Below are 16271 nucleotides of genomic sequence, written 5' to 3'. Positions count from 1 at the left end.
CCCTCTTCGTGCCTGTGTGTCAGTCGTGGGACACAGGATCGACCGGGGCCGGACCGCTGCCCTGGTAGGAGTCGGACTGCGTGATGACATTGCTCTGCCGGCGGTGGATCCGCCACCCCGCAGGCGTGCGCTTGTACTGCACGTCGTAGTAGCCGTGGTACAGCTGGGACGCCTGGTGGGTTCCGTACTCGCCGACACCGATCGACACCATCGGGATCCGGGCGGCCGCGCGGTCGCCCTCGATCGTGAAGTACGGGATGCCGAAGATGTGCTGCGTCCGCTCCGGAAAGGCCTTCGCGAATGCGATGAGAGCCTCGCGCCCCTGACCGGCGACCGGAACATCGTGCGGAGTGCGGGCGAAGTACGCGGGTGTGTACGAGCCGTCCTCCGTGAAGAGATCGGCCCAGGCCTCGACATCCTTCGTGTCGAATCGAACCGTGTAGCTCGCTTCGAGGTGCATCAGCTCCAGCCGATCAGACTGTTCTTGCGCGTCCATTCGTTCTCCTTTCGTACGGACAGGAGCGGGAAGCTCCGGGTCGGCTATTTTTGAGGTGCGCCGTTGCCCGACCTCAGTCGCGATGTCGTGCAGGCGATCGATCAGGGGGCCTGCGGCCGAGTAGAACAGCGAATGGTCGCAGTCGAACTCCGTGTGATCACGCACGCGGTCGAGCAGCGAGCGCTGGAATGAGGCGCCGAACGCGCGGTCGTCGCCGCAGACGATGTAGCTTGTCGGAACATGTCGCCACGCGGCCTTCGTCAGGCGCTCGTCGAAGGATGCAGCAGGCATGGGACGCATCCGTTCCCCGGCGCGGCAGGCTTGCTCGGGTGAGGAACGATGGAAGAAGCCCGCCGCGGCGCGGACGGGGTCGAGTGTGAACATGCCGTCCGGCAGGAACACATCCGCCGGAGTGACCTCGGGCGTCGCTGCCCGGGGATCGTCGACGATCTCGCCGATGTCTGGAAGCGGACCGGCGCAGATCACCAGGTGGTCGGCCGCTTCACCGCCCTGCGTGATCACGGCGCCGCCGTAGCTGTGGCCGACCACTACGACGCGTTCCCCCCGATGCTTCGCCGCCGCGATCTCCCTGCGAACGGCCTCCGCATCGTCGAAGAAGGAGGTGAACGGCAGATCGGGCGCGCTGACGACCCAGCCGCGCTCCTGGAGTGGACCGACCACCTCTTCCCAGCACCATGCGCCGTGGCACGACCCGTGGACCAGCACGAGCCGCACGGGAGGGGGTGGATCGACCGAGCCGACCATCTCGTGGACTCCTCTCACGGCAGCATCATCACCGACGGATGCCGGAGACCAGCGCATCCCAGTTCTTGTGAGCGATCAGCTCGATCTGGTCGGCGGGCAGTCCCGATTCCGTGAGGAACCGCCGGGCGCCGCCGTTGCGGGTCGCGCCATCAGCGCGGACCCATGGATAATCCGTGGCGAACATCACCCGATCGGCGCCCACGGCCTCGATGCTCCAGCGGAGCGCGCGGTGACTGCGGATGCCGCTGCCGGTGACATACACGTTCTCGCGCAGGTACCGCTCGATCGGCTTGCGCAGGCCGAGTTGAAGAGGGTCCGGCATCGACACCGGGTCGGCGAGCAGCACCGCGGCGTCCCCCCAGTGCCCGATGATCACCTGCAGGTCGGGATATCGGTCGAACAGGCCCGAGAAGATCAGGCGGAAGAGCTGGATGCCCGACTCGTAGTACCAGCCCACCCCCCAGATTTCGAACGCCTCGGTGACCGCCTGTACGCCGCGGTAGTACAGCGATTCCACCGCAGGGTGCGGCTGCCGCGGGTGCAGGTACAGCGGAACCCGCAACTCCGCCGCGGTGGCGAAGATGCCCTCGAATGCCGCGTGGTCGTGCATGCGGTCGCCCGCCGCGCGACCATTGAGAAGCGCGCCGACGAGGCCCTGCTCGCTCACCGCGCGACGCAGCTCCGCGGCCGCGGCATCCGGATCCGTGACCGGCAGCGCTGCGAACCCTTGGAAGCGATCGGGATGGGCGGCGACGGCATCCGCGATCACATCGTTGGTCGAGCGAGCCAGTTCCACCCCCAGCCGGGGCTCAAGATCCTGCATGCCCGGTGTACCGAGCGAGAGCACCTGCACATCGACGCCTTCGTCATCCATGCGACGCAGGCGCTCTTCCCCGATGTCGTTCAGCAGTGCGGCGATGTCATCGCCGTCGGCGCTCGTGATCGACAGTCCACCCCACGCATCCTGCAGGGCGGGCGTCGCCATGTGCTCTTCGAGAGCGACGAGCTTCATCGCGGGTCTCCTGCCGCGCTCATGGCACGATGTTGAAGTTGACGCGGAAGAAGTTCGTCGGGTCGTACTTCCGCTTGACCTCTCGGAGCCGGGCATACGACTCTTCGCCGTATGCCTTGCGAACCGCATCCTCATCGGCATATGTCGTGTAGTTGAGGTACTGGGTCTCGTCCGCGAAATGCGGCCGCAGCGTGTTCCAGTATTCGCGCGACCAGGTGATGTTCGCCTCGGCGTCGCCACCGTCCGGCCAGATGGTCTCGCATACCGCACGCCAGGGGGCGGTGCCTCGGGCCAGCGCGTTCGGCTCGGTTGCGGGGCGCGCCATGGCACCGCCCCAGTAGCCGAAGGAGATGAGCGTGTTCCGCGACGGCGTCTCGAGGAAGCCGGCGATCGTGGAGTCGATCAGCTCGGGAGTGAGCTCGGGCAGCACACCGTACGTGTGCACCATGCTGAGGCCGTGGTGGATCGTCTCGTCGTACTGCTTCTGCACGATGAGGTACGTGGTCGGCGCCACGTCGTCGAACAGCGGCCCGCCAAACGCCCGGATCGGGGCGAGGATCTCGTCGAGATCGCCCGAGCCGGTGTAGACGATCGACAGCGCGACGACGGGCACGTCGGTGGGCTCGCCGTCGTCGCCTGGCTGGAACCACACCAGCGCCTCGCTGTAGAGGTCGTCGGGCGTCGTCGGCGCCCACTCGTTGAACAGGCCGAAGAACTCGGCGGCCCGATCGATCGGGAATGCGATGGCACCCGCCTGGATGTTCTGGTCGAGGTCGAAGAGCTCGTACTCGAAGCTCACGGCGACTCCGAAGTTGGCGCCCGCGCCCCGTACGGCCCAGAAGAGGTCGGGATTGACGTCTCGGGATGCCGTGCGCAGCTGTCCGTCTGCGGTGACGAGCTGCACGGACCGCACCGTGTCTGCGGTATAGCCGTGACGGCGCGACAGGTAGCCGAAGCCGCCGTGCAGGGAGAGGCCGGCGACCCCGGTCGTGGAGTTCGTCCCGCCGACAGCGGCCAGGCCGAACGGTGCGCACTGGTGGTCGAGCTCACCCAGCAGGACACCGGCCTCGACGCGGGCGACCTTGTTCTCGGGGTCGATGAAGATGCCGCGCATCGGGGAGAGGTCGAGCACGATGCCGTCATCGACGGTGCTGTAGCCGGAGCTGGCGTGGCCTCCGCCACGGACCGCGAGTGGGATGCCGTTCTCGCGAGCGAAGTTCACGGTCGCGATGACGTCGGCGACTCCGGTCACCTGCACGATCGCGATCGGACGCTTGTCGATGTGCGAACTCCAGACGCGGCGGACGATCTCGTAGTCGGCGTCAGCGGGGACGATGACGCGGGATCCCGGGCGCGAGAGACCCGGAAACAGTGCCTTCTGCGGCAGCAGAGCGTCGCGGAGTGGTGCGAAGTCGACAGCGGTGAGGGCGGAAACGGCGGTGTTCATCTGGTCATGTTCTCTCGTGCAATGGCGGGATCCCTCGCCGCCGGTTCGCTGGGTGATCACGGAACCTGGATCAGGGGTCCGCGTGGCGGGTCCACGCAGACCCCTGATCCGGGTGTTCTACTCCTCGATCCAGGCGTTCTGGAAGGCGAAATTGTTCAGCGCGACGGACGAGCCCGCGGCGAGCAGGCCCCGGATGTTCGGGGCGACGGCATCGACCTCATTCGCGTTGCCCATGCCGATCGTCCCGCCCTCGTCGAACTGCTGCTGCTGCACCTGCGCCCACAGGTCCGCTGCCGCGGTCGGGTCGGTCTCCGCCATAGCCTGCGCAAGAAGCGTCGCAGACTCGGGATGCGTGTCCGGCCACTTGGTCAGGTCGGCGAGGGCACCGGGCGCGAAGAACGTCTGGTAGTGAGCGGTCAGCGACGGGTAGGCGAGCGTCGCCTCCTGGCCCATCGACAGTTCGCCGTAACCGGCGGCGGGGGTGAAGTACGTCGCCGGGTCGATCTGGTTCACCGTCACCTCGAGCCCCGCAGCGCGAGCCTGCTCCGCGAACAGGGTCGCCGCCTCCACGAACCCGGCGATCACCGGCGCCGTGGTGATCTCGATCGACGTGCCCTCCAGGCCGGCCTCCTCGATCAGCTCGCGGGCGCCCTCAGGGTCGTACTCGCGCTCGAGGTCGCTTGCGAAGTTCAGGGTTCCCACGCCGAGCAGATCGTTGCTCACGGTCGCGAAGCCACCGAAAGCGTTCTGCACGAGCGTCTCACGATCCACGAGCATGCGCAGCGCCTCGACGAGCCGCGGATCGGTGAACGGCTCCTCGTCGAGACGCACATAGATGAAGTGCGTGTTGCCGGAGGGCACATTCAGGATCTTGATCTGGTCGTTGTTCAGGTTCGCCGCGGCCAGGGAGAACGAGTAGTTCGGCACGACATCGAGCGCACCGCTGAGCAGTGCGTTGGAACGTGCGCCCTCATCGTCGAAGGAGACGAACGTGAGGCGGTCGAGGTACGGCTTCCCCTCGTCCCAGTAGTTCTCGTTCGCGACGAACTCCGTGCGCTCGCCCGGGGAGAACGATTCGAGCACGAAGGGGCCTGTGCCGATGGGGTCGGTGCCCAGATCTTCGAAGGCGATGCCGTTCTTCGAGATCGCGGCGCCTGAGAGCGTGAGCAGCGAGGGGAACTCCGCCACTCCGGTGGCGAGCGGGATCTCGACCGTCAGCGGGTCGACCGCACGCACGTTGGCGAAGTCGATGAGCGGAGCAGCGTATGGGTAGAAGTAGCTCTGCTCGCTGGCCCAGACGTTCTGAATCGTCCAGACCACGTCGTCGGCAGTGAACGGAGTGCCATCCTGCCAGAGCACGCCCTCCCGCAAGCTGATCGTCCAGAGCGTCGCGTCGGGGGTCGAGCTCGCGTCTGTGGCGAGGCCGGGGCCGTAGTCGATCTGGAATTCGGGCGTGCCGGGATCGGTCACGTCCTGAACGAACAGCCGCTCGTATACGGCCAGCGCCCGGGCGTGGTCGCCATAGTTGTTGGTGATCCCGGGGTTGATCGACTCAGCCGGCCCGCCCGAGATGAAGCCGACGCGAAGCTCGCCGCCCTCGACCGGCGTGCCGTCGCCGGAGCTGGCGAGGAACGGTGCAGCCGCCCCGGGTGTCGGGGCGGTACTCGCGCCGGAGGACGTGCAACCGGCCAGCAGCGCAGCGACGGCGGCGGCGGCGAGGGCCGCGCCCGCGAACCTGCCGGGGCGTCGACGGTGGACGACTTCTTGTTTCATCTTGCGAACCTCACTCTTGCTGTGGATGGGACGGGGACTGGTGCGGGTCATGCCGACGCCCGCGTTGTCGGATCGAGGGCCCGGACGATCTGCTCGTCCTTCCAGTGCCGCATGGTGGCCTGGATCGACGGAGCCGCTTCCAGCAGGGTGCGGGTGTAGGGATGCTGGGGATCACGAAGCACCTGTGACGCGCTGCCGTGCTCGGCGACGCTGCCGCCGCGCAGCACGAGCACCTCGTCGGCCACCGTCGCAACGACGCCCAGGTCGTGCGTGATGAACAGCAGGCTGAGACCCAGCTCGCCGCGCAGGTCGTTCAAGAGCTGGAGTACGGCGGCCTGCACCGAGACGTCGAGCGCCGAGGTGACTTCGTCGCACAGCAGCAGCTGCGGGTCTGCGGCGAGGCCTCGCGCGATGGCGACGCGCTGGCGCTCTCCGCCCGAGAGCTCGAGGGGATAGCGTCCGGCAAGACGCTGCGGCAGGCGAACCAGGTCGAGAAGCCGTGCCACTTCGTCAGAAGCCCGCTTGCCGCGCATCCCGCGCAGGAGTCGCAGCGTGCGGCCGATCGACTGTGCAACCGTGTGGCGCGGATTGAGCGCCTCGGCCGGATTCTGGAAGACCATCTGCACCATGCGGCGCTGTGCGACGGGGCGCTGATGAACCGCGGGGCGCATGGGTGTGCCGTCGAGCAGGATCTGCCCGCTGGCGTCTGAGTGGAGGCCGGCGATGGTTCGGGCGATCGTGGTCTTCCCGCTCCCCGACTCGCCGACCAGCGCTACCGACGCCCCGCGTTCGATGACGAAGTTGATGTCGCGGGCGACAGTGATCTTCTCACCTGCCGAACGGTGGTGTGCGGACAGTGCGGAGACCGCCAGCACCGGAACGCGCGCGGTGGGCGTATCGGCCGGTCGGTTCGCGAGTTCCAGCGGGATGTTCTCCACCGGCGGGGTCCGCTCCCACTCGAAGCACCGCACCGCTTCACCCGCCGGGACCAGGGTCAGCGCCGGCTTATCCGTCTCACACCGCTGGGTCTTCTGGCCGCAGCGAGGAGCGAAGTGGCAGCCGCTGGGGCGCTCGCCGACCGCGACCGACACACCAGGCAACGGCTGCAGGCGTCGGGGCGACACGTGATCGGGGATCGAGGCCAGCAGGCCGCGCGTATATGGGTGCCGTGGACGCGCGAGCACGTCCCGCGCAGGCCCGTCCTCGACGAGCTCTCCGGCGTACATGACGGCGAGTCGGTCGGCCACCTCGGCAGCCACGCCGAGATCGTGGGTCACGTAAATCATGGCGACACCCTTTTCGTCGCGGACACGACGCAGTTCGTCGAGGATCTTCGCCTGCGTGACGACGTCGAGACCGGTCGTCGGCTCGTCCAGCACGATCACCGCCGGATCGCACGCCAGCGCGGCCGCGATCGACACACGCTGCAGCTGGCCCCCCGACAGTTGATGCGGATAGCGTCGCTCGAAGGCCTGGGTCGACGGGAGTCCGACGGATGCAAGCAGTCGTTCGGCGAGTCCTCCGGTCGCAATCCCGTGCGCACGGGCTACGTCGCGCAGCGAGTCTCCGATGCGCAGCGCCGGATTGAGCGCCCGCTTAGGATCCTGTGGCACGTAGGCGATGACCGATCCACGGCTGGAGCGCATGGAGTCGTCCATGCGCATCGGCGTTCCCGCGATCTCGAGGCTTCCCGCGGTGATCGTGAGGCCGTCTCCGCAGTGGCCGAGGAGAGACAGGGCGACCGTCGTCTTCCCCGATCCCGATTCGCCGGCGAGCACCATGACCTCGCCTTCGTGGAGCCGGAGGTCGACGCCGTCGACGATCGCGGCGCCTTCCCGGTTTCGGATGACGAGACCTGCGAGGTCGAGGACGACAGGGCGTTCGGGGTTCAAAGTCTCGACCTTCCGAGGCTGCGGACATATGCCTCGCTCAGCAGGTTCACCGAGATGACGAGCAACGCGAGGAGGATGGAGGGAACGAGGACAGCCCAGACATTGGTGCCGATGTAGTCGCGGTTCTCGGCCACCAGCAGTCCCCAGTTCGCGGCAGGCGGCTGAGCCCCGAGTCCCAGGAAGTTCACGCTGGCCGAGAGGATCACGGCGCTCGAGAATCGAACGCCGAGGTCAGCGAAGACGACATGGGAGATATTCGGGAAGACCTCGCGGGCAGCCACCCAGATCCAGTTCTCGCCACGCGTCCACGCCGCCTCGATGTAGCTGCGCGTCGCGATCTCCATTGTCGCGGTACGCACAATGCGCGCCACGCCGGGGAACAGCACCAGCACCATGCCGAGCACGAGCACCCACGTCTCACTTCCCATGCCGCTGATGAGCACGAGGATCAGCAGGAGCGAGGGGATGGACATGATGATGTCGATCGTGCGCATCGTGACGGCCCCGAACAGGGGGTGCAGCAGGCCGGAGGCCATGCCTACCGCGACGCCGATAAGGTACGTCAGCACGATCGTGATCGAGACGACAGCGAGCACTGATGCACCGCCGTACAGGACCCGGCTCAGCACGTCGCGCCCGATGAAGTCGGTGCCGAGGGGGAAGGCAGCGCTCGGCGGCGCCCCCGGAATGCCGACCGGCGCATCGAGCGGGTAGGGGGCGACGAGCGGGCCGAGCACGGCGATCGCCACGATGAGCACGAGAAGGATCGTCCCGACGAGTCCCTCGCCCGAGCGCAGCGTGCGCGGCATCCGTACTCGGCGCCTCCGGTCGTCAAGCCGCGGTGGAGAGATCAGAGCGGTCATCGTCCGGCCGTCCTCAGCGTCGGGACCAGCAGCATCACCAGCAGGTCAGCGAGAATGTTGATGATGATGTACGTCGCTGCGAGGATGAGCGCGATGGCTTGCACCAGCGCGATGTCGCGTAGGGAGATGGCGTTGACGAGCGTCTGTCCGATGCCGGGATAGGCGAAGAGTGCCTCGACGACGATGATGCCGCCGACCAGATACTGCATCGACTGTGCGATGGCCTGTACTCCGGGCGCCAGGGAGTTGCGCAGTGCGTACGCGCGCACGACGCGACCTTCACGGATGCCCGAAAGACGGGCCATGGTGACGTACTCCTGGCGGAGCGACTCGATCACACCGGCGCGGATCTGCCGAGCCACGAATGCGACGAGCACTCCCAGGAGCGTGAGGATCGGCAGGATCAGCGCACTGGGATCGGCCAGCGGTCCTGCGGGGCCGACCATCGCGAGCGGCGGCAGCACGTGCAGCCAGGCGAAGAAGATCGCGATGAGGAACGTGCCGAGGACGAACTCAGGCAGCGATCCCAGAACGAGCATCGTCTGGGAGGCGACGCGATCACCGAGTCGGCCGGCGCGAAGTCCCATCCAGGTGCCAAGAGCGAGGCAGAGCGGGATGAGGATGACGAGAGTGGTCACGGCGAGGATCAGGCTGTTGGTCAGCGGCCCGGCGATCTGGTCGGCGACATACACGGTGTTGCCCTGTGCGAGGGCTGCGGTCGATACGCCGAGGTCCCCGGCGAGGGCGGCGGTGAACCAGTTCCACCAGCCCTCCAGCAGCGACTGGTCCAATCCGAGCCGGCTGCGCAACTCGGCGACCAGTTCGGGGGTGGCGTTGCGGCCGAGGATGATCTCGACGGCATCCCCAGGAAGGGCTCGTGTCGCCGCGTAAATCACAAACGACACGATCACGAGTGTCCCGAGGCCGGCGAGGACGCGGGTCACCAGGAACCGCACCACCGGATGCCGACGGAACGCGCGGAATCGGGAGGTCGGTGGCCGTTCCACGAGGAATGCGCTCACCGTATCGGGGGCGAGTGGAGCAGATTGCTGATCGATCACAGGGTCCTTCGGTGTGATGGGCGCGACGGAGTGGACCTCGGAAACACGCCGGAAACACTGCGCTGGAATCCGGTCTGGCCGGCCGAGTTCGGGTGAAGCGGCTCTGGCTGGCCAAGGTAGTGACCCGGTCCAGCGTCACGGTATGTTCGATTGGCCAAATCGGTCCGGACCACTCGGACACCTGTATCACTGGGCGGACCACCCGCGCTGGGTGGAAAGACTGGCATCGCCGATCACCGGGCGTCGGTGCAGAAGCGGCTCGCCCGGTGACCGTACACTGCCGGCGCACGACCGGACCGTCGGGTCATGCGCCTGGCTTCACCGGCCACGATCGACGAATCGTCGCGTGGGCCCTAGCTGTACTGACCTCGACCGTTGTTGATTCGGTCGATGGGGATGCCTCTGATGCCGAGGTGGTGCCTGTCTAGGTTGTAGTGGTCGAGCCAGGAGGGCAAGGTTGCTGCTCGTTCCGCGTTCGAGGTGAAGGCGCGGGCGTAGGCCCATTCGGTGGCGAGGGTACGGTTGAGTCGCTCGATCTTCCCGTTTGTCCAGGGGCAGTGCGGGCGGATGAACTTCTGGGTGATGTCGTGCGCTTCGAGCACGGCGCGGAACGCGTGGGAGCGGCGGTAGACGGTCGCGTTGTCGGTGATCACTCGCTCGACGCGGACGCCGACGGAGCGGTAGAAGCCGATCGCGCGCTCCAGGAACCCGGCGGTGGTGTTTGCGCGTTCGTCGGCGTGGATCTCTGCATACGCGACCCTCGAGTGGTCATCGATCGCGGCGTGGACGTAGTCGTAGCCGATCCCGCGTCCCCGGACCTCCTCGCTGCGGCCGTGCGCCCGCCAGCCGCCGCCATCAGGGATGCGGCCGAGCTTCTTCACGTCAACGTGGATCAGCGACCCGGGATGGTCGTGCTCGTAGCGATTCGCGGAGCGACGTGTCGCACGAATCACCGTCCCGGTCACCGGGTCCAGCTCGCGCAGCAGCGGCGTCCGATGCCGACGTAGCACCCTGCCGACCGTGGAAGCGTGCATCCCTAGCCTGCCGGCGATGAACACCGGGCCGCGGCGAGTGAGATGGCGCATGATCCGCACCCGCGCTTCCACACACGGTTTGGTTCGCGACGGATGCGACCTCGCGACGCTGGAGCGGTCCACGAGCCCCGCAGAGCCGTGCTCCCTGAACCGGCGCCACCACCGCCATGCCGCCGTCCGAGATATCCCCATCTCAGCCGCGACGTGCGCAACGGCACGCCCCGACTGGATGCGCTGGACCATGATCAACCTGCCGGCCGGAGTCAGCCGGGCATTAGCGTGGGACACGAGAAGCCTCCGTGTGCTCGAGCTGCAGAACTAGACAGCTCCAACTCGACACCGGAGGCTTCTCCTACGTCAACAACGATCCGGGTCAGTACACCTAGCGCGGCCCAGACTCGCCCGGAGCAACGAGAATGTGCCTCTCGCGGCTGGCGACAGCGCCCGCGATGAGCTGCGCCGTGAGAAGTGCGCACAAGGCCGCGATCGGTCCGACCCAGTCATCCGTCACGGCGTGCAGGGCTCCGAGGCTGAGCGGACCGAGGCTCGCCAGCAGGTACCCGAAGCCCTGCGCCATGGTCGACAGTTGTCCCGTGTGGTGCACGTCGGGCGAGCGCCACACGATGTAGCTGAGGCCTAGGCTGAGGGACGCGCCCTGGCCGATTCCGAGGAGAGCCATCCACAGATACGCGCCAGAGACCGCATGGGTAACGAGCCCCGCATACGCGGTCGCGGTCATCGCCCCCGCGAGGAGCATCGGCAGCCATACCGGGCGTATGCGCCGCGCGATGACAGGGGTGATCAGCGAAGCCACCGTGCCCGGGACAGCGGTGAACGCCAGCATCCAGCCGGCCTCGGCCGCCGTCATGCCGGCGTCCTGCAGGAGGGCTGGGAGCCAGGCCAGGGTCGCGTAGTACGCCGTCGACTGCGCGCCCATGAAGATCGTCACCGCAATCGCCGTGGGATCGGTCAGGAGAGCGCGGAACTCAGGCTCACCCGCCCCTCGCGGTGCCGCGACGCGACCCCGGCCGGTGTTGCCGGGACGCCGCAGCATCTGGGGCATCCAGACGACGGCGGCCACCGCGACGGGGATCGACCAGCACGCCAGCGCCGTTCTCCAGTCGCCGCCGGTGGCAGTTGCGAGCGGTACGGTCAGCCCGGACGCCAAGGCGGCGCCGACGAATAGGGCGGTCGAGTACAGCCCCATCATGAGCCCGGTCCGTTGCGGAAAACCTTCCTTCACCGCTGCGGGCATGATGACGTTGCTCACGGCGATCGCCGCGCCGACGAGCACTGTGCCGGCGAACAGGGCGAGGATCGACGGATGCAGGCGGAGAAGGATGCCGCCGAGCAGCACGAGCATGGCCAACCCCAGCAGCCGGTGCAGACCCGTGCGCCGGATGAGCGTCGGCGCAGCGAAGGCGAACAGTCCGAACGCGAGGACGGGGATCGACGTGAGTGCGCCCACGGCGATGGGCCCCACGCCGATGTGATCCTGGATGTCTGCGACCACCGGCCCGACCGAAGCCACACCGACGCGCAGATTGCTCGCCACGAGCAGAAGACCGGTGGCCAGCAACACTGGTCGGGCTGCCGGAGGCGTGCTGAGTCGGGAGGGTGGGGCCGATTCTTCAAGATGATCGACGGCGGACATGACTCCTTCAGTGCGGGGTGGATCGGTGAAACCCGGCGGCGGTGCCCCACGGACAGCGTGGGACACCGCGGCGCTCAGGACGCGTACACGGCGGTGTCCGCGATGTCGGCCAGCAGCGTGGGGCCGGTGGGTGCCCAGCCGGTGCGGGCGCGGGTCAGCGCACTCGACGTGGGATTGTGAAGCGTCGCGAACCGCGCCAGGGGACCGAAGTGCTCGGCCGCGGCCGCGAGGTCGAGAGATACCGTCGGCACCCCGGCGCGTGCACCGATCGCCTCGGCGATCCGGCGGAACGGCACGCCCTCCTCGCCGACGGCGTGCAGCACAGCCGGGGCCTCTTCGGTCTCGACGGCCGCGCGGTAGACACGCACGGCGTCGTCCTTGTGAACGGCAGGCCAGAGGAATTCGCCATCACCGACATAGGCCGAGCGGCCCGACGCCTGCGCGAGCGCCAGCAGTCGCGTCACGAAGCCGCGGACGTCGTCGGGTCCGTGCACCGACGGAGGAAGGCGAACGAGTGTGGCACCGACGCCCGATGCCCGCACGGCACCCGTCTCCTCTTCGCTGCCGACGCGCGGCGCGGCGGGATCGGCAAGATCGTCCTCTGTGCCGGCCGACGCGGCAGGCAGCGACGCCGTCGCACCCGTTGTGGCGAGGCGTCCTCCGGGGCTCAACGATTCCGCGAGAATCCGGATGGTGCGACGGTCGATCGCCACGGCCTCGGAGTAGTCGGCCAGATCGTGGCGGAATGCGAGGTGCAGTACGGCGTCGGACTCCGCGGCATGACGGCGGAGCACGTCGATGTCGTCGAGCCCGCCGTGGGCGACCGTCGCGCCGGCACGACGCACCGTTTCGGCGTCGGCATCGGTGTGAGCGAGGCCCGTCACCCTCCAGCCATTCTCGGAGAGCTCGGTGACCAGGCGGGATCCGACGTAGCCGCCCGCTCCGGTGACGAACGCCTTCTTCATGGCGCCACCGGCGACGACGTCGCGATGTTCGCCGCGTAGGAGCCTGCTGCGAAGATCCGGACGAACGCGCCGACATCCGGCGTCAGCCCGCGTGAAACGAGGTGATCGGCCACGGTCCGGACGAGAAGGTCGGCGAGTCCGGGCAGCAGCGCGGCGCGCTCGCCGGCCGGGTCTGGCGAACTGTCGAACACGATCGAGACGGAACGCTGATGCAGCGTCAGTTCCGACGGCGGGCGCACCTCGACCCCGAGATCGGTCGGGAGGAGTCCGAGATGGTCAGCCGTGACACGCGCGATGGGCGTCAGGGCATCGCGCAGGTCATCGAGGGATACGGTGTCGGGCGAATAGGTGATGGTGATCAGCGGCATGCGCGGGCGAATCCTGTTCTGTGGCCGTGCGGCGGGCAAGTCGACGCTAATCATCGGGGGACGCCCGCGCGTCATACATCGGGCCAGTCCTCCCCGTGTGCGGCGGGCCGCCTGGCGCGTTCCATGCGGACCTTATGGCGCATGGGCGGCAGCGATGTTCGGACAAGCGTCCATACGCCGCGTGCGGGCGTGCCGAGTAGTTTTCAAGTTCACTCCGGCATGCCGCATCTGGTGCGGCGCTACCCGTGCCGGGGCCCACCACGAAAGGGAGACGTTGAGCACCACGACCCTGCCGACATACGACATCTTCATCGATGGCGAGTACGTCACTCCGGCCGACGGCCGCTATCTCGACAGCATCAACCCGGCAACCGGGAAGGCCTGGTATCAGGTCGCCTCCGCTGGTGCTGTCGATGTCGATCGTGCCGTTCGCGCGGCGCGCGCCGCCCTGACCTCGCCCGCGTGGGCGGGGCTCACCCCATCCGCTCGGGGTCGCCTTCTTCGCCGCGTCGCAGACGGGCTTGCCGCCCGCGCCGAAGACCTCGCTCTGCTCGAGACCAACGACAACGGCAAACTCATCCGCGATACTCGTGCGCTGTATGGCAACCTCCCGCTGATCTGGGAGTACTTCGCCGGCTGGGCCGACAAGGTGAGCGGCGAGGTTGTGCCCACCGTGGGGACCAACCTCACATACCTCCGGCGCGAGCCGATCGGAGTCGTGGCGGCCATCGTGCCATGGAACGCCCCGATCAATCTGGCGAGCCACAAGATCGCCGCCGCGCTCGCAATGGGGAACACCGTGGTCGTCAAGCCCTCGGAGATCACGTCTGCGGGCATTCTCGAGATGATGAAGGTCCTCGATGAGGCCGGCGTTCCCCGCGGTGTCGTCAATGTCGTGACCGGCACGGGTGCCGATGTCGGTGAGGCGCTCGTCGCCCACCCGGGCGTCGATCTCATCGCGTTCACCGGTGGCACCGCCACCGGCACCGCGATCGCCAAGAAGGCGGCGGAACGTCACGTGCCGGTGCTGCTCGAACTCGGCGGCAAGTCTCCGAACATCGTCTTCGACGACGCGAACACGTCGAACGCCGCGAATGGCATCATCTCTGGGATCTTCGCCGCCGGCGGACAGGCGTGCACAGCAGGATCGCGCGTGTACCTGCACAACGCGGTATACGACGAGGTACTCGACAAGGTGAAGGCGCGGATGTCCGACATCCGCCTCGGTAATCCGCTCGCGGATGAGACGGAGATCGGACCGATCGCGTACGAGGCGCACATGAACCGAATCCTGGACTACATCCGCATCGGTCAGGAGGAGGGTGCCGACCTCACCTTCGGCGGCGGACGGGTCTCCGATGGCGAGCTGGGCTCAGGCTTCTACGTCGCGCCGACGATCTTTGAGAACGTCACCTCCCAGATGACGATCACGCGCGAGGAGATCTTCGGACCCGTCCTCTCGGTCATCCGTTTCGACAGCGACGAAGAGGTCGTCCGCCAGGCCAATGATTCTGCATTCGGGCTTGTCGCGGGGGTGTGGACGCAGAACGTCAACCGTGCGCATCGCATCGCTCACCAGCTCGATGCCGGCACGGTGTGGGTCAACACCTACCGCGCGCTGAGTCCGGTCGCACCCTTCGGGGGTTTCAAGGCGAGTGGCCACGGCAAGGAGGGCGGTGAGTCGGGTGTTCTCGAGATGACGCGCCTCAAGACCGTCTGGGTGAACCTCTCCGACGCGCCGACGAACGATCCCTTCATCATTCAGAAGTAGTCTCGACGACAGCGGAGGGACGGTGCATCGCGCACCGTCCCTCCGCTGTTTCGTCTGGCGGAACGGTTCTTGGCCATTCGTCCCAGTGTCTCGCGTCGGGATGCGATCCTTGTCCGTGGACGTCGCGGAAGGGCGGCTCTTACGGTGGGAACATGGCCGGTCAGGCGGTGTCGAAGCCCGCTTGGTCGGCCCTCAAGCACAGAGAAGGTGACAAGTTGAGCGATCCCCAGGAACAGTACCTCGAGGCCTATCTGCGGGCCTGGAACCTCGGCGAGATCGATGCGCTCGACAGCGTGGTGTCTCCGCACTACCGTCGGCGCAGCAACTCCGGGGGCGAGTCGACCCTCCATGAGCTCAAGGAATCCATCGCCACCACGCGCGCGGCTTTCCCCGACCTCAACACCGCGATCGAGAGCGTGGTTCGCGAGGAAGCACGTCTCGTTATCAGCTGGTCGAGCACCGGGACTCACCGCGGCGAGTTCCTCGGCGTACCCGCCACCGCCCGATCGGTCGACGTGTCGGGCATCTCGATCCTTCGCTTCGAAGACGGGCTCGTCACGGAAGAGCGTGCCTCATGGAACCCCGTCGAGCTCCTCCGGGCCGTCGGCTATTCGTCGCTCGGCAAGACGGCTGTTGACGACCTGTCACAGGTAGCCGAGTTGTCCGACGCTGTGCGTGCGGTGCATCGCAAGTTCATCACCGGCGTGACCGTGGTCACGACGATCGCGGACGGTCAGCCCAAAGGCCTGGCGCTCAACGCGTTCGTGAGTGTGTCACTGAACCCGCCGCTCATCATGGTGTGCATCGCCACCAAATCCTCCACGCATGCCGCGCTGATGGCGGCCGACCATCTGGCGGTGAACATCCTTTCCAACGAGCAGGTGGACGTCGCCGGGGCGTTCGCCCGGTCGGGTGGCGACAAGTTCCAGGGCATCACCTGGTCGCCCGGTTCCACCGGTGCGCCTGTCCTGGCGGGTGCTGCCGGAGTGTTCGAAGCCCGCATCCACGAGCGGGTTCATGCCTCCACACACACGATGTTCATCGCGGAGGTCGTCGCGGCTCGCGCGAGTGAGGAAGAACCGCTGGTGTACAAGGGTGGCGCGATGTTCGACTCGTCGGCGCTCGTCCGCGTCAGCTGACCGACACCCTCCCGACTACCCGAAGGAGCCG

At 67.4% G+C, this 16271-nt stretch carries 13 protein-coding genes; 2 read left to right on the top strand and 11 right to left on the bottom strand.

The genetic code is table 11. From position 1 onward, the window contains the following. Positions 1 to 19: 19 nt before the first annotated feature. The 11 genes from IR212_RS13165 to IR212_RS13115 form a co-directional block, all read right to left on the bottom strand. Positions 20 to 1279, bottom strand: a complete 1260-nt coding sequence (locus IR212_RS13165; RefSeq protein ID WP_194396339.1) for an alpha/beta fold hydrolase — start codon at positions 1277 to 1279, stop codon at positions 20 to 22. A gap of 10 nt (positions 1280 to 1289) precedes the next feature. After that, on the bottom strand, positions 1290 to 2273 hold the full coding sequence (locus tag IR212_RS13160) for an amidohydrolase family protein (RefSeq protein WP_194396338.1): 984 nt from the start codon (positions 2271 to 2273) through the stop codon (positions 1290 to 1292). A gap of 19 nt (positions 2274 to 2292) precedes the next feature. Further along, positions 2293 to 3720 (bottom strand): FAD-binding oxidoreductase, encoded by a 1428-nt coding sequence (locus tag IR212_RS13155; protein WP_194396337.1) that lies wholly within the window; start codon positions 3718 to 3720, stop codon positions 2293 to 2295. 117 nt (positions 3721 to 3837) lie between these two features. Next, entirely contained in the window at positions 3838 to 5544 is a 1707-nt protein-coding gene (locus IR212_RS13150) for an ABC transporter substrate-binding protein (protein WP_194396336.1), read from the bottom strand. After that, positions 5541 to 7385: an ABC transporter ATP-binding protein gene (locus IR212_RS13145; protein ID WP_228479317.1), complete on the bottom strand. Its 1845-nt coding sequence runs from the start codon at positions 7383 to 7385 to the stop codon at positions 5541 to 5543. The genes IR212_RS13150 and IR212_RS13145 overlap by 4 nt, the downstream gene beginning before the upstream one ends. Beyond that, positions 7382 to 8194 (bottom strand): ABC transporter permease, encoded by an 813-nt coding sequence (locus IR212_RS13140; RefSeq protein WP_194396335.1) that lies wholly within the window; start codon positions 8192 to 8194, stop codon positions 7382 to 7384. The genes IR212_RS13145 and IR212_RS13140 overlap by 4 nt, the downstream gene beginning before the upstream one ends. Positions 8195 to 8244: 50 nt before the next feature. Beyond that, complete coding sequence (locus IR212_RS13135) at positions 8245 to 9270, bottom strand: ABC transporter permease (protein WP_194396334.1); 1026 nt, start codon at positions 9268 to 9270, stop codon at positions 8245 to 8247. A 392-nt stretch (positions 9271 to 9662) separates the two neighbouring features. Then, complete coding sequence (locus IR212_RS13130) at positions 9663 to 10631, bottom strand: IS481 family transposase (protein WP_194396333.1); 969 nt, start codon at positions 10629 to 10631, stop codon at positions 9663 to 9665. A gap of 94 nt (positions 10632 to 10725) precedes the next feature. Then, positions 10726 to 11997: a CynX/NimT family MFS transporter gene (locus IR212_RS13125; RefSeq protein ID WP_194396332.1), complete on the bottom strand. Its 1272-nt coding sequence runs from the start codon at positions 11995 to 11997 to the stop codon at positions 10726 to 10728. A 74-nt stretch (positions 11998 to 12071) separates the two neighbouring features. Next, complete coding sequence (locus IR212_RS13120; RefSeq protein ID WP_194396331.1) at positions 12072 to 12962, bottom strand: NAD-dependent epimerase/dehydratase family protein; 891 nt, start codon at positions 12960 to 12962, stop codon at positions 12072 to 12074. Further along, positions 12959 to 13330 (bottom strand): hypothetical protein, encoded by a 372-nt coding sequence (locus IR212_RS13115; protein WP_194396330.1) that lies wholly within the window; start codon positions 13328 to 13330, stop codon positions 12959 to 12961. The genes IR212_RS13120 and IR212_RS13115 overlap by 4 nt, the downstream gene beginning before the upstream one ends. A 154-nt stretch (positions 13331 to 13484) precedes the next feature. Here IR212_RS13115 and IR212_RS13110 point away from each other — a divergent pair, with 154 nt between their 5' ends. Both IR212_RS13110 and IR212_RS13105 read left to right on the top strand, forming a co-directional pair. Then, a complete protein-coding gene (locus IR212_RS13110; RefSeq protein WP_194396329.1) occupies positions 13485 to 15101 on the top strand; it encodes an aldehyde dehydrogenase in 1617 nt (538 codons plus the stop codon). A 152-nt stretch (positions 15102 to 15253) separates the two neighbouring features. Beyond that, complete coding sequence (locus tag IR212_RS13105) at positions 15254 to 16240, top strand: flavin reductase (RefSeq protein WP_194396328.1); 987 nt, start codon at positions 15254 to 15256, stop codon at positions 16238 to 16240. Positions 16241 to 16271 lie beyond the last annotated feature (31 nt).

This window comes from Microbacterium atlanticum (genome assembly GCF_015277815.1).
Classification (GTDB): Bacteria; Actinomycetota; Actinomycetes; order Actinomycetales; family Microbacteriaceae; genus Microbacterium; species Microbacterium atlanticum.
Note: the sequence above shows the minus strand (reverse complement) of the source record. Positions and strands in the feature narration are given on the sequence as shown.